Source organism: Veillonella sp. S13054-11 (assembly GCF_002959795.1).
GTDB classification, from domain to species: domain Bacteria; phylum Bacillota; class Negativicutes; order Veillonellales; family Veillonellaceae; genus Veillonella; species Veillonella parvula_E.
Genome location: NZ_PPCY01000001.1, coordinates 46,139 through 61,107 on the forward strand (window position 1 = coordinate 46,139; position 14,969 = coordinate 61,107).

Sequence of the window (14,969 nt, forward strand, 5' to 3'; positions counted from 1 at the left end):
TAGGTGTTTATATGACTAGATACGATGACAATATTTATATTGCAGGATTACAAAGCTTATACAATGTTGGAGCCACATATGTAAGGCGTTTTATAGAGGATTTTGGATCCCCTTATGATGCGTGGCAAGCTATTAAGAATGTAGAAAACTTAAAATCTTATACATATATTTCTGCATCTGATAAACGTGCCATTTCAGCATCGGCTAAAGATGAAAAATTAGAGTATATTATCCATAAAGTAGACGAATACCAGATGGATTTTACTACCTTTTTAGACAAAGACTTTCCGTCTATTTTAAATCATATATATAATCCGCCAGCCATTTTATTTATGAGAGGTAATCGGGCACTCTTAGATGGACGCTTAAATCGTATTGCTATTGTTGGAGCAAGGAGTTGCTCCTTATATGGTCGGAATGTGGCGAGAATGCTCGGCAAGGAATTAGGTAAATATAGTACCATTATTGTTAGTGGTGGGGCGCGTGGTATAGACTCACATGGTCATGAAGGCCTTCTGGCTAGTCAGGGGTATGGAATCATTGTTATGGGATGTGGTTTAGATATTACCTATCCTCGAGAAAATGCAAAATTATTTGATCGTATATTACAAAATAATGGGTTACTTCTCTCCGAATACCCGCCAGGTACACCGCCGTCCGCAAAACATTTCCCAGCACGGAATCGTATCATTAGTGGATTATGCAGAGGTGTTATCGTAGTGGAGGCCAAGTCTAGTAGTGGTTCTTTGATTACGGCAGATATGGCGGTTAGTGAAGGTCGAGATGTATTTGTGGTACCATGTAATCTATTAGACCATACAGCAGATGGAAATAAATTCTTAATGAAAAATGGTGCATATGTACTTACTGGTTATGAGGATATAGTTGAACAATACCATTTAACAATGCGGGAATATTTTTCTAGTGAACATAAACTTTTACCAACAAATAATAAAGGTAATAAAGGCGTAAAAGCTAGCGTTCAAATAGGGAATCATAGTCAAAGTGTTGATAGAAAAGGGTGCTCTATGTTAAGCTTTAATGTGGATAGGAGTGTAATATTGAATGAAATACCTCATGATCGATGTATTACGGTTAGTGATATTTTGAAAGCGACTCGTATTCCATTACAACAACTACAGCCCTTATTACTAACATTAGAAATGGAAGGGGCTATAGAGAATCATCCGCCGAGAGGCTATATTAATATGACTAGGAGTGATATACTTGTCCATTAAACGATCTATCGTTATTGGCGAGCCGAAAGCAGCTAGTACTAGTAAAGATACAGAAAAGAAAAATACTAAGAAAGAGAGTACTACTATAAAGCGTAAGGTTACTAAAGAAGCCCTTACTCCAATGGGGATTGTACGGGATAAATCTGTACTACAAACTTCTGTGCCACCGGAGCAACGGGAACCTCGCGTATATAATCCGAACGGCAAAGTCTTGGTTATTGTAGAATCTCCTGCTAAATCTAAAACAATTGAAAAATTCTTAGGTCCTAACTATGTGGTAAAAGCAAGTATGGGCCATCTACGAGACTTGCCTAAATCTCAAATGGGCATCGATATAGAGCATGGCTTTACACCGCGCTACAGCAATCTTGTAACTCGTAAAAAGGTTATAGATGAACTCGTTTCCTATGCTGATGAAAGCAGTGCCGTATTGCTTGCAACTGACCCTGACCGCGAAGGGGAAGCCATTTCTTGGCACTTAGCGTACATTCTCAATGTAGATCCTAAGTCTACATGTCGTATTACGTTTAATGAAATCACTAAAAATGCCGTAGCAGAGGCTTTGGAGGCTCCACGTACCATCGATATGAATATGGTAGATGCTCAACAAGCGCGCCGTGTATTAGATCGTATCGTAGGCTATAAATTGAGTCCATTACTTTGGAAAAAAGTATGTAAGGGTCTCAGCGCTGGTCGTGTACAATCTGTAGCAGTTCGACTCATCTGTGAACGAGAGCGCGAAATCCAAGCCTTCGAACCACAAGAATATTGGACCATTAAAGGTAATTTTGAAACACCTAAAAAAGAATCTTTCACAGCGGAGTTGACACATATTAAAGGCGAGAAAATCGATATTACTACTGAAAGCGATGCACAAGCGGTGGTTGATGCTATTGGCGGTGAAGATGCAGTAGTGACAAATATTGAAAAGCGCAAACGTTCTCGTAAAGCGGCACCTCCGTTTACAACATCTACGTTGCAACAAGATGGTGTGCGTAAATTGAACTTTGGTGCTAAGCGTACGATGATGATTGCCCAACATTTATATGAAGGTTTAGAAATTGGCTCCTATGGCCACGTAGGTTTGATTACGTACATGCGTACAGACTCTACGCGTATTTCTAAAGAGATGCAAGTTATGGCTAAGGACTTTATTCTTCGTAACTATGGGGAGGAATATTATCCATCTAAACCAAATGTGTACGGTTCTAAAGGTTCTGCACAAGATGCGCATGAGGCGATTCGTCCTACATCTCTCGAGTTAACACCTAAAATGGTGGAACCATTCTTGAGTCGCGATGAACTTAAGCTATATACGTTGATTTGGAATCGTTTTATGGCGAGCCAAATGGCGCCTCAACAAAATGAATCCACAACGATTGAGTTGAATGTTAAAGATGACTATACCTTTAAAGCAACTGGCTCTCGTGTTATCTTCCCAGGTTTCAGTGCCGTTTATGAAGATGTGAAAAAAGAGGATGCACCTCAATTGCCAGCTCTGAAAAAGAATGATGCTGCCCATACGGTAGAGGTATTGCCTGAACAACATTTTACACAACCACCTCCACGTTACTCCGAGGCGAGTCTTATCAAGACATTAGAAGAACTTGGCATTGGTCGCCCTAGTACATACGCACCAATTCTAGATACTATCGTAAGCCGTAACTATGTGGAAAATACGAATAAACAATTCGTGCCTACAGAGTTAGGCTTTGTGGTGGTAGACTTCTTGATTACATATTTTGAAAAAATCATCAATACTGGCTTTACCCGTGATTTAGAAGAAGAACTTGATGCTATCGCATCTGGTAAGGATACGTATGTAAAAGTATTATCTGATTTCTACGAGGTCTTTGCGCAAGAACTAGAAGATGCAAGTGATGTAGACCGCATTGAAATTGCATCTATGGAAAGCGATGAGATATGTGAACTTTGTCATAGTCCAATGGTATATAAATTTGGTCGATACGGTAAGTTCTTAGCATGCTCTAATTTTCCAGAATGTAAAAACACAAAACCTATTACAGTGGGAACTGGGGTAACGTGTCCTAAATGTAAAGAAGGGGAAATCGTAGAACGTAAGTCTCGTCGTGGACGCATTTTCTATGGCTGTAATCGATACCCACAATGTGACTTTACACTATGGGATAAGCCAACCCATGATTTCTGTGAAACATGTGGTTCTATAATGGTTGAAAAGACATATAAAAATGGTACAGTTAAAAAGTTCTGTTCCAATGAAACTTGTCCGACTCGACCACCAAAGAAAACAAGAAAGAAAAAGAGCGAAGCTAGTGAAGAACCTGTAAAAGAATCTAAAAAGTCTAGTAAAGCTAAAAAAGAGGAAACTACAATTGAATAATAAAAATGTTATTGTTATTGGTGCAGGCCTTGCAGGCTCCGAAGCGGCTTGGCAACTCGCTAACCGAGGTATTCATGTAGACTTATATGAAATGCGCCCTGTGAAGAGTTCTCCGGCGCACCAAACAGATCAATTTGCAGAGCTCGTATGTAGTAACTCGTTGCGTGCTGGTAATATTGAAAATGCGGTAGGCCTTTTGAAAGAAGAAATGCGTCGTTTAGGTTCTATCATTATGGAATGTGCCGATGCAACTGCTGTACCTGCCGGTGGTGCATTAGCCGTTGATCGTCATTTATTTAGTGAAATGGTGACTAAGAAGGTAAAGAGCCATCCTAATATTACAGTTCATCACGAAGAGGTAACTGAGATTCCTACAGAGAGAACTGTTATCTTTGCTTCTGGTCCACTTACATCTGAAGCATTAGGAGATAAGATTAAAGCCCTAACTGGTGAAACAGGCTTTTACTTCTACGATGCTGCTGCACCTATCGTAACGGCTGAATCTTTAAACTACGATAAAGTTTTTGCTGCTTCTCGTTATGACAAAGGCGATGCGGATTATCTTAACTGTCCTATGACAGAAGAGGAATATAAAGCGTTCTGGCATGAGCTTAAAACAGCTGAAGCCGTACAGCCAAAGGATTTTGAAAAAGAAATCTACTTTGAAGGCTGTATGCCCGTAGAAATCATGGCAAGCCGTGGTGAAGATACATTACGTTATGGACCATTAAAGCCTGTAGGCTTAGTGGATAAACGTACCAATGAGGAATCTTACGCAGTGGTACAATTGCGTAAGGAAAATAAGGAAGGCACCATGTTTAACTTGGTAGGCTTCCAAACTCATTTAAAATGGGGTGAACAAAAGCGTGTATTCGGTATGATTCCAGGACTCGAAAATGCAGAATTTGTTCGTTATGGTGTTATGCATCGCAATACATATATCAATTCTCCTGATTTGTTAAATCACGCATTCCAACTAAAAAAAGAACCACGTCTATTCTTTGCTGGTCAAATGACAGGTGTAGAAGGCTACTTGGAGTCTGCTGCTAGCGGTCTCATGGTAGGTCTACAAGTATATCGTTATTTAAAGGAACAACCGTTTATTGAATTCCCTAAGACGACGGCTATTGGCTCTCTTAGCCACTATATTTCTAACTACGAAGGCTCTAACTTCCAACCAATGAATGTCAACTTTGGCATTATGGAGTCGTGGCCTCAAAAAGTACGTAAGAAAAAAGAAAAAAATGCACTGATTGCAAATCGTGCTTTAGAAGAACTGGAAGCTCTAAAAGCTAAAGAAAATTTATAAGAAATATCCTTTTAAGAAATAGTTTTATTTCAAAAAATAGTAAAAGTCCTACATTCAATGGTAAAACCAATGAATGCAGGACTTTTCTTTTTATATGTAATTTATTTACGTTTTTTAGTTTTTACTGTTGATTCTATATCAACAAGTACCTTTTGATTTTTCTTTTCTAGATAGCCTAGATAGATGAATACACAGATACCGACAATGATAGCTATTAAACTCGTCATTTGAGCAGATTTTAGACCTAACGTTACGTTTACGTAATCGCCACGTAAGAACTCTAAGAAAAAGCGAGCCGTAGAATAGAGAATGGCATATAGTACGAATACTTGACCCTTAGCATGCTTAAAAGATCCAAATAATAGAAGGGCCACAAAGATAAGAATATCGATTTGACCTTCCCATACTTCGGCAGGCCAAAGCGGTTGATTACCGTAGGTGCGGTATGCAAGGGTACTTTCAGGATAGATAATACCATAATTACCGCCCGTAGGATGACCAAAAGCATCACCGTTTAAGAGGTTTGCCATACGACCTACGGATTGAGCCAAAATCAATGCAGGGGCAAATAAATCGGCAAAAGCCCAAAAGTCAATCTTGTTTTTACGAAGATACCAATAGCCCGCAATTGTGCCTAGTACTACGCCACCTTGAATGGCCATGCCTCCTTGCCAAACAAAGGGAATTTCCAATAAATGATTACCGTAATAATCCCAATCAAAGAAAAAGACATCCCATAGGCGAGCACCGATGAGACCAGCTACGGCAACAGTAATGGAAAAGTCGATGATGTGTTCATGCCATCCGCGACCATCCTTTTTCAAAAGTACATAGGCAACAGAGGCACCACAGATGATAGCCAAAGCTAACATGGTACCATAGGCTCTAATAGGGAAGTCCCCTATGAAAAATAAATATTGATGCATACAAAACTCCTTATGTGATAATTTTTATTAGTACATAGATTAAATTATAAATTACATATATCCTTCGTGCAAGAAAAGAGATGAACTATATATAATATGGTATAATATAGAAATTGGTATTGTATCCCAGTATGGGACCTAGAATTAGGAGAGTACATGATTCGTAAATCTACTATTATAAAATCGTTAACGGCTTTAGTAATGTCCGCATTATCAAGTACATTCGTACATGCAGAAGTATTGGTTCCATTAGATCAATTTTTAGCTAATACTACACGTCATTACGAAGCAAATCAATATAAAACATCATATACCGTGTATGTTCCACAAAGTGAATTACAAGGTGATAAGGTTGTTTTAAATCCTACATCCGTAGGTGAACCTGTTAAATTGCCCATTACCAAAAAAGATGGTCTATCCTATGTAGATATTGAGTCTGAACCAGCTATGCTGGGTGTTAGTTATACAAAAAATAATGGTCAACTTATTTTAGGCCCTGCACCAGAAGCATCTACGGTGAAAGCGCCTTATACATTGCAAACACCATTGGCTTGGGCTTTTGATCCATGGACAACAGAGGGAATTCCGTATCAGGCAAAACTCAATACGAGTGGTGATAATATTATTTCTCCAAGTTGGTTTAAATTGCATAGCTTAGGTTTAGAAGCAAGTTCAAATGTAAATATTGATTATGTGAAAGCGTATAAGGATAAAGGCTATCATATTTGGCCGTTAATTACTAATCGGTTTGACTCTAATTTTACAAGTGGTATTTTGTCGGATCAATCGGTATGGAAGAAATTTGCTCATAACCTTGTTCAATATGCCTATATATATGGGTTTGATGGTTATAACTTTGACTTTGAAAACATTAATTATGCTGATCGTGATCGTTTAACAACATTTGTAGCATATTTGTCTAATCATTTACATCAGTATAATATTAAAACTTCTATCGATGTGACTGGCTATTCTGATAGTCCAGAATGGTCATTAGTGTATAACCGTAAAGCTTTGGCAGATACAGTAGATTATGTAGTTCTTATGGCGTATGACGAAACTTGGGCTAAGAGTACTACTGCAGGTCCTGTTGCAAGTTATCCTTGGGTCCGTAGCCATACAGAAAGAATGCTATCTGAAGTTCCTTCTCAAAAGTTAATATTAGGCGTACCATTCTATATGCGCTTATGGCATGAAACGAATGGTTATGCAAAAAGCGAGACATTGGCTATGAAGAATACAAGTAATTACTTTGCTAATTACAGAGATAAAATGACTTGGGACGATCGATTAAAGTTATACTATTTATCTATTCCAACAGCTTCTGGTTCAGATCGTATTTGGTTTGAAGATAATACATCGTTAGGCTTAAAACTTGATCTGGTAAAAGAATTACACCTTGGTGGGTTTGCAGCATGGCGTAAAGGGTTTGAAGATATTTCTACGATTACTATGATTCAAGAAAAAGACTTAGGACGTGGTATTCCTAAATCTCCTACAGCAGTTGTTCCTGAACCTGTAGTTCAAGAAGCTAAACCATTAACAAAGCTTGAACAATACAAATTACGCTTAGAAGAAAAAGAAAAAGAAAAAGCAGCTAAAGCGGAAGCAAAACGGAAAGCTAAAGAAGAGAAAGAAGCTGCTAAACGCAAAGCAAAAGAAGAAGTTGAAAAAGTAAAAGCTGAGAAAAAACGCTTAGAAGAAGAGGCTAAAGCTAGAAAAGAACACAATAAACAAACTGTTAAAGAGCAAAATGATTTATATACTAGTCATAGTTCTGATCAAAATACAAGCCCTAAAAATGATTTAATAAAAACTATTCAAGTCGTAAAACGCTAGTGTTTGACTGCTTTTACAGTACGTAGTAAAATAAAAATATTAATTATAAAATGGCAACCTATGAGGTTGACCATATGAGGAGGCCCCTACATGAACGAAAAGTATGTAGCCCAAGATATTGAAAAAAAGTGGCAACAGTATTGGGAAGATAACCATACATTTAAAACAGAATATGATGAATCTAAAGAAAAATACTATGTATTAGAAATGTTCCCGTACCCATCTGGTAACTTACACATGGGTCACGTGCGTAACTATTCCATCGGTGACGTAGTAGCTCGTTTCAAAAAAATGAAGGGCTTCAACGTGTTGCATCCAATGGGCTGGGACTCCTTTGGTATGCCTGCTGAAAATGCGGCTATCAAACATGGTTTTGCACCTAAAACATGGACTCTTGATAATATCGAGAACATGAAATTACAACAAAAAGCTCTTGGTTTGTCCTACGATTGGGACCGTGAAGTAGCGACTTGCAAAGAAGATTACTATAAATGGACTCAATGGTTCTTCCAACAATTTTATAAAAAAGGCTTAGCGTACAAAAAAGAAGCTAAAGTAAACTGGTGTGAAACTTGTCATACTGTTTTGGCAAACGAACAAGTCATCGATGGTGCTTGTTGGCGCTGTGATAACCCTGTTGAGAAAAAAGATTTGTCGCAATGGTTTTTACGCATCACTGAATATGCAGATCGCTTGTTAGCTGATTTAGATACTCTAGATCATTGGCCACAACGCGTTAAGTTGATGCAAAAGAACTGGATTGGTCGTTCTGAAGGTACAGAATTTTCCTTTGAAGTGCCATCCATCAATGAACGCGTATCTGTGTATACTACACGTGTTGATACTATTTACGGCGTAAGCTATGTAGTATTGGCTCCTGAACATCCATATGTGGAACGCCTCATTGAAAATGCTCCTAATAAAACTGAATTAGAAGCTTTCATTACGCGTATGCGCAATATGAGCGATATCGACCGTACATCTACAGAGGCACCTAAAGAAGGTATGTTTACTGGGTCTTATGCAGTAAACCCAATGTCTGGCGAACAAGTTCCTGTGTGGATTGCAAACTATGTATTGGTAGACTATGGTACTGGTGCTGTAATGGGCTCCCCTGCACATGATGAACGCGACTGGGAATTTGCTCATAAATATGATTTGCCTATTAAACAAGTCGTAACTCGTGAAGGTGAAGAATACAGCCTTGAAAAATGGCAAGAATGGTATCATGAAGATGGTATTCTTGTTAACTCTGGTGAATATAATGGCCAAACATCTGAAGAGGCTCGTAAAAATATCACGGCAGCTCTTAATGAACGCGGCATTGGTGAAGGTAAGGTAAACTTCCGTCTTCGTGACTGGTTGATTTCTCGTCAACGTTACTGGGGCGTGCCAATTCCTGTAGTATACTGTGAAACTTGTGGTGAACAACTCGTTCCTGAAGAAGAGTTGCCAGTACGCTTGCCAGAGGATGTTAAATTTGAATCTGGTGCTGTATCTCCATTGGCTACATCTGAAAGCTTCTTAAATACTACATGTCCTAAATGTGGTGGCCCTGCACGTCGTGAAACAGACACGATGGACACATTTATCGATTCCTCTTGGTACTTCTTGCGCTATACAGACGCTAAAAACGACCAAGCTCCATTCGATAAAAAAATTGCTAATTACTGGATGAATGTTGACCAATATATCGGCGGTATTGAACATGCTATCTTGCATTTATTGTACTCTCGATTCTTTGTGAAAGTTATTCACGATTTAGGCCTTATCGATGCAAATGAACCATTCCGTGGCTTGTTGACACAAGGTATGGTTCTTAAAGAAGGCAGTAAAATGTCTAAATCTAAAGGTAATGTAGTTTCTCCTGAAGAAATTATCAATACTTATGGTGCAGATACTGCTCGCTTGTTTATTCTATTCGCAGCGCCTGTAGATCGTGACCTTGATTGGTCTGACCAAGGTGTTGAAGGTTCTTATCGTTTCTTAGGCCGTGTATGGCGTATTGTTGATGCGTACAACGAAGAAGCTAAGAAAAATGTAACCGGTGATCTTACAAAAGACGAATTCGGATTGCGTCGTGAATTACACCGTGTTATCAAAAAGGTAACAGAAGACCTCGATAACAACTTCAACTTCAATACTGCTATTTCTGCTATCATGGAACTTGTAAATGCTATGTACGCTCATAAGGATAAAGCAGAAACAATCAATAGCGCATTAGCTAATGAATTGACACATTCCTTATTGCTTCTTTTAGCACCATTTGTTCCTCATATGACAGAAGAGTTGTGGCATGAATTGGGTGAAGCTACATCCATTCATACTGAAAATTGGCCTGTATACGAAGAAGCTGCGCTTGTAGTAGATGAAGTAGAAGTAGTATTGCAAGTAAATGGTAAAGTTCGCGATAAACTTACTGTTTCCGTAAATATTACGAAAGAAGAATTAGAAACAATGGCTAAAGAGTCTAGCCGTGTTCAAGAGTTTACAGAAGGTAAAAACATTGTAAAAGTTATTTATGTACCAGGTAAACTTGTAAATATCGTTGTTAAATAAATATAAATGATGATATTTTTGGTTAATAATGTAAGCCCCCAACTACATAGGTAGATGGGGGCTTATTTTTAAGAGAGGTAACTATGGCAAAACGTAACGATTATATTTCCTGGGATGAATACTTCATGGGTGTTGCCATTTTAGCGGCACAGCGTTCTAAAGATCCCAACACACAAGTAGGTGCCTGTATTGTGAGCAATGATAATAAAATATTGTCTATTGGCTATAATGGGATGCCATTAAATTGTAGTGATGATGATTTCACATGGGAACGCGATACGGCGGATGATAATAAATACTTTTATACCGTTCATAGTGAACTGAATGCCATACTTAATTATCGGGGCGGTTCTTTAGAAGGTTCTAAAATATATGTAACACTTTTCCCTTGTAATGAATGTGCGAAAGCCATTATTCAAAGTGGTATTAAGGCCGTTATCTATCGTGATGACCTATATAAGGATACGAAAGAGGTAAAAGCTTCTAAACGAATGTTAAAAACCGCAGGTGTAGAAATTATTGAATACAAGCCTACAGGCCGCACTTTGAATATCACATTGTAATGTAATAAAAATTTAATTGCTTTTAAAATCCCCTATATACAGTTGTATATGGGGGATTTCGTTATCTTTTATTTATGTTTATACTTGTAAGCGACCATCGATCATGATGTCTACTTCTTGGCCATCACGTGTATAGCCTTTGATATTCATATGTTCATGACCAATCATAAAGTCTACATGTGTTAAAGAGTGGTTCAAACCACGTTCTTTTAATTCGTCGTCAGATAAACCATCACTGTTTTTGAGGCATGTAGGGTAAGAGGCTCCAATTGCTAGATGGCATGATGCATTTTCATCGAATAATGTTTCATAGAAGATTTGATTAGATTGGCTGATTGGACTAAAATGATCAACTAATGCAACTTCGCCAAGGTAGTGTGAGCCTTCATCTGTCTCAACTAATTCTTTTAGTACTTCATAACCTTCTTTGGCAGTGTACTCTACAATTTTACCTTCTTTGAAAGTGAAGGAGAAATCAGAAATCGTATTGCCATGGTAAATTAAAGGTTTTGTGCTATATACAATGCCGTTTACACCATTGTACTGTGGTGCAGAGAAAATTTCTTCGGTAGGAATATTAGCATTGAAGATAGTACCATCTTTAGACGCTTCTTCACCGCCTTGCCAAATATGACCTTCTGGTAATTCTAGTAAGAGGTCAGTACCATTTTCACAAGTGTAACGCAATGCTTTTAAGTCTAGTTTATTAATTGCTTCGCGACGATGGCGTAATTTAGCCATGTGGTGACGGTATGTATCCTTTGCCTCAATGCCTTCGATGCGACAAAGTTTAAGCAAAGTTGCCCACAATTGGTCAATTTTTTCTTCATCGGTACCTTCATAACCGAGTAAATCTGCCCATAAGACAGTTGGCACAGAAGCAACGCACCAAGTAACAGACGAATTCATAATAGCTGTGTGATAGAAGGATAAGGCTTTGTTTAAATTACGAGAATGTAAAGAAATACGTTCTGTCGGGATGCCAGCAAGGGCTTTAGGGTTGGCACTAATTAAAGATAAGAATGCCGCTTTATCATCGATATATTGCTTATAGAATTCAGGAATCCAGTTAGCAGGTTTTTCTAAGACTGTTTCTTTGGCATGCATTAAACGTTGACGTGCAATAGGTGAACAGCGCCAGTTGAGGACAACCTCTTTAGCCCCCAATTGATAGGCTTCTTCTGTAACGATAACTGCAAAGTCTTTATTTTCCACATCAACAGAAATAACTAAAGTTTGATCTTGTTGTAAATTTACGCCGTATTGTAATAATGTACGGGCATATTTTCTTAATGTATCTTGATTCATTGAGTCTCCTTATATTCGACATCAATTATAAAACTCCTGCTTGTGTGACCAATAGAGTCAACGGTAGGAGTTTACTTTTATATTGGAAAATCCTTTAGTAGGAGGTGCATTATGAAAAGTAAATTGAAGCCGTATACGATAATTATATTAATCCTATGTATTTTAGTAGGAATTTATTTCCTATGGCCTATTATAACAGATGAAAGCGATTCTGTCCTAGCTGAAGGGGCAATAGATGGAAATTCTTCTATATCAAATGTAGAACAATTGCCCAATAAACCAATTGCGTATATTACAGGTGCTGTTGTATCACCAGGATTGTATGAATATGAAAATTCAGCTACTTATGGAGATATGGTAAAGCTTGCAGGTGGGCTACTACCTTATGCTGATATAGAATCAGTCAATATGGCAAAACCAGTAAATGCGGGAGATCATATCCATATAGTATTTAACTTTCACGGTAATCCAGAGGTTTTATTGCGCGGTAACAAGATTAATATCAATACGGCAACTGCAAAGGAATTAGATTCATTACCAGGTATTGGCCCAGCTATGGCGAAGAGAATTGAAGAATATCGTTCGCAAAAGGGTCCCTTTACATCCATTGAAGGTATTAAGGGGGTGAAGGGCATTGGTGACGGAGTATTTAAGAAGATTAAAGACAAAATTACAATTTAGTCATCAAGATAGCAAGAATGATGAACCCTTCTTTGATGCAAATGATGTTAATTGGAACACTAAGGTTTTAACCCATAGTCAATGGGCACATACTATATTGGGTTCTATAATTATGGGTACAATATTAGGCTATGGTCAGTATTATCCTGTACTTATGCAGATGCACTACATCTTTGCTATTGGGTTAGCTATTATAGTTGTGGGTATTTTCAAAGCATTACAATCGTCTGAAAGATGGCATTCACTTAGCAAGTTAATCATCTTAGTCTTTGTTTTAGTTGGTTTATCTTATTATCAAACAGATTTACAAATTATTAATTATAATAGTTATACATCATACTATTTACAGCAAGAAGGAGAATATCTAGGTACTGTTGTATCATCTCCTGAAATAGTAAATCTAGATGGACAGAAATATTACAAATATAATGTTACTCTTCATAGATTACATCCTTATAAAGATACCGCAAAAAACTCCTATATAAAGGCTCAAGGACGTTTGCAAGTATACTCTAAGGTATCAGCTACAAATAACAAAATAAAATTGGGAGAACAAGCCATTATTGAAGGAACTCCAAAGTCTTTATTTCTCATCGAAGAGGAAGGTCGAATCAATCTTCGAGGCAGATATATGGGTTCTAACACAAGAGGACGAATCTACGATGGAGTTTATCGACCTGCCAGTGCTAAAGATTTACAAACATTTTCATATAAAAAGAGTATTTATGAAGAAATATATAGGAGAAGTTTATATTTATGTGGTCAAATACGAGAATCTATTGAAAAAAATATTGCTAGTAATCTAGATGGCCCACAAAAGGTATTAGCACAAGCCTTATGCTTGGGTGGTCATTATAGTGAGCTAGGGGAAGAGCGAATAAAAGATTTTGCTTATACGGGTCTCATCCACATTCTTTCTATCTCTGGCTCACATATTGCACTGCTATTAGCCTTAATTTACGGTTTAGGAAGACTCGTTAAATTACGGAAGCGCACATGCTTAATTTTAGGTATATTAGTAGCTTGTACATATTGCTGTATCATTGGTGGAGATGCACCAGTTATACGTGCAACGATGATGAGTATACTCATGTGCATGGCTTATGTAAAAGGACGATTATATCAAGCTAAACAGGCTTTATGTATATGCGCTATTATATGTCTTGTATATGATCCTTTTTCTTTATTTGATGTAAGCTTTCAGTTATCCTTTGGTGCAACCTATGGTTTACTCATATGGGGAAAGGTACTATATGAACGGATACAGTGGTTACCAAGGTGGATAAAAACACCTTTTGTATTATGTGTATCCGCACAGTTACTCATATTGCCATTACAACTCTATTACTTTCACTATATTAGTATTGCTAGTTTGCTAGCAGCCTGTATAGTAGCGCCCCTATTAGATATATCCATAGTTTTAATTTTTGTAAGTACTTTAGTCAGTTACGTATTCCCTATATCGTTAATATGGTCTTTAGTAGATGTACTATTGCGAATATCTTTATATTTAAATCATGTGTTAGGACGTAGTTATAGTCTACTTTGGCTTGGTATGATGCATCTTTATTGTGTTTATATATATTATGCTCTATTAGGTTTATTTACGTATTTTTTGACACATAAGAATAAGTATACTGTATATATAGTGATGTCCTTATTATGTATGGTTGCAACCTTTGGTGCTTCATACTATGTGACTCAGTATCATAAGGACACAATAATCCATTATATTCCTATGAAACAGTGTAATGTGTTACTTTGCATAGACCCAAACCATAGAGGAGCATATCTATTAATCGATGCACCAGATTATATTAAAACTATACCTAATGAAAGACTTATTAATCAGGCCATAAGGGCATATGGTGTAAAGCCTAAAGATGTAAAAGTTGAGTACTTTCACAGTAACGGTTCTGCACAGGTGGTATATAAAAATGGTATGAACCAAATCGTCGTATATAATGGACAAAGTAGAGAAAAAAATCTAAAATTAAATGATAAGACTAATGTGTTATATATAACGAGTCGATCCAGTGTAATGAATGAAATAGGGCGTATTTCACCTCATAGTACAATTCTATTTGGTAGTCCCCACGGTGCGTTACGCGATGTGGATCCATCAACAGAACATATGTATATAATGGGATACGGCTATATCAAAGATATCTATCTGTGAAAGGA

10 protein-coding genes are annotated in these 14,969 nt (G+C 37.5%); 8 read left to right on the forward strand and 2 right to left on the reverse strand.

Annotation, left to right across the window (positions count from 1 at the left end):
* Positions 1-11: 11 nt before the first annotated feature.
* From dprA to trmFO, 3 genes are read left to right on the forward strand one after another with little or no spacing between them, the layout of a single operon-like run.
* Positions 12-1,238 carry a DNA-processing protein DprA gene (gene dprA / locus VPHSUH08_RS00220; RefSeq protein ID WP_105086494.1) on the forward strand — a complete coding sequence of 409 codons (1,227 nt, stop codon included), beginning with the start codon at positions 12-14 and terminating at the stop codon, positions 1,236-1,238.
* A complete protein-coding gene (gene topA / locus VPHSUH08_RS00225; protein ID WP_024061638.1) occupies positions 1,228-3,600 on the forward strand; it encodes a type I DNA topoisomerase in 2,373 nt (790 codons plus the stop codon). Before dprA ends, topA begins: the two co-directional genes overlap by 11 nt.
* Entirely contained in the window at positions 3,593-4,909 is a 1,317-nt protein-coding gene (gene trmFO / locus VPHSUH08_RS00230; RefSeq protein WP_024061639.1) for a methylenetetrahydrofolate--tRNA-(uracil(54)-C(5))-methyltransferase (FADH(2)-oxidizing) TrmFO, read from the forward strand. Before topA ends, trmFO begins: the two co-directional genes overlap by 8 nt.
* A gap of 101 nt (positions 4,910-5,010) precedes the next feature.
* Here trmFO and lgt read toward each other — a convergent pair whose 3' ends face one another.
* Positions 5,011-5,835, reverse strand: coding sequence for a prolipoprotein diacylglyceryl transferase (lgt, locus tag VPHSUH08_RS00235; protein ID WP_024061640.1), 825 nt, complete (start codon positions 5,833-5,835; stop codon positions 5,011-5,013).
* A 156-nt stretch (positions 5,836-5,991) separates the two neighbouring features.
* On the opposite strand from lgt, the gene VPHSUH08_RS00240 reads away from it, so the two are divergent.
* From VPHSUH08_RS00240 to VPHSUH08_RS00250, 3 genes are all read left to right on the forward strand, one after another.
* Positions 5,992-7,674: a glycosyl hydrolase family 18 protein gene (locus tag VPHSUH08_RS00240; RefSeq protein ID WP_105086495.1), complete on the forward strand. Its 1,683-nt coding sequence runs from the start codon at positions 5,992-5,994 to the stop codon at positions 7,672-7,674.
* A gap of 90 nt (positions 7,675-7,764) precedes the next feature.
* Positions 7,765-10,233 carry a leucine--tRNA ligase gene (gene leuS, locus VPHSUH08_RS00245; protein ID WP_105086496.1) on the forward strand — a complete coding sequence of 823 codons (2,469 nt, stop codon included), beginning with the start codon at positions 7,765-7,767 and terminating at the stop codon, positions 10,231-10,233.
* Between the two features lie 83 nt (positions 10,234-10,316).
* Positions 10,317-10,796, forward strand: a complete 480-nt coding sequence (locus tag VPHSUH08_RS00250; protein ID WP_004697136.1) for a dCMP deaminase family protein — start codon at positions 10,317-10,319, stop codon at positions 10,794-10,796.
* Positions 10,797-10,874: 78 nt separating this feature from the next.
* Here VPHSUH08_RS00250 and VPHSUH08_RS00255 read toward each other — a convergent pair whose 3' ends face one another.
* A complete protein-coding gene (locus VPHSUH08_RS00255) occupies positions 10,875-12,104 on the reverse strand; it encodes an aminopeptidase (RefSeq protein ID WP_004697444.1) in 1,230 nt (409 codons plus the stop codon).
* 111 nt (positions 12,105-12,215) lie between these two features.
* On the opposite strand from VPHSUH08_RS00255, the gene VPHSUH08_RS00260 reads away from it, so the two are divergent.
* The gene (locus tag VPHSUH08_RS00260; protein ID WP_004697355.1) at positions 12,216-12,785 is read left to right on the forward strand and encodes a helix-hairpin-helix domain-containing protein; all 570 of its coding nucleotides are present in this window, start codon (positions 12,216-12,218) and stop codon (positions 12,783-12,785) included.
* On the forward strand, positions 12,742-14,964 hold the full coding sequence (locus tag VPHSUH08_RS00265) for a ComEC/Rec2 family competence protein (protein WP_004697097.1): 2,223 nt from the start codon (positions 12,742-12,744) through the stop codon (positions 14,962-14,964). Before VPHSUH08_RS00260 ends, VPHSUH08_RS00265 begins: the two co-directional genes overlap by 44 nt.
* The last annotated feature ends 5 nt before the right edge of the window (positions 14,965-14,969 follow it).

Excerpts from the sequence above, each read along its gene's own strand:
- dprA (WP_105086494.1), top strand. The coding sequence starts at position 12 with ATGACTAGATACGATGACAATATTTATATTGCAGGATTACAAAGCTTA.
- lgt (WP_024061640.1), bottom strand. The coding sequence starts at position 5,835 with ATGCATCAATATTTATTTTTCATAGGGGACTTCCCTATTAGAGCCTAT.
- VPHSUH08_RS00240 (WP_105086495.1), top strand. The coding sequence starts at position 5,992 with ATGATTCGTAAATCTACTATTATAAAATCGTTAACGGCTTTAGTAATG.
- leuS (WP_105086496.1), top strand. The coding sequence starts at position 7,765 with ATGAACGAAAAGTATGTAGCCCAAGATATTGAAAAAAAGTGGCAACAG.
- VPHSUH08_RS00250 (WP_004697136.1), top strand. The coding sequence starts at position 10,317 with ATGGCAAAACGTAACGATTATATTTCCTGGGATGAATACTTCATGGGT.
- VPHSUH08_RS00255 (WP_004697444.1), bottom strand. The coding sequence starts at position 12,104 with ATGAATCAAGATACATTAAGAAAATATGCCCGTACATTATTACAATAC.
- VPHSUH08_RS00260 (WP_004697355.1), top strand. The coding sequence starts at position 12,216 with ATGAAAAGTAAATTGAAGCCGTATACGATAATTATATTAATCCTATGT.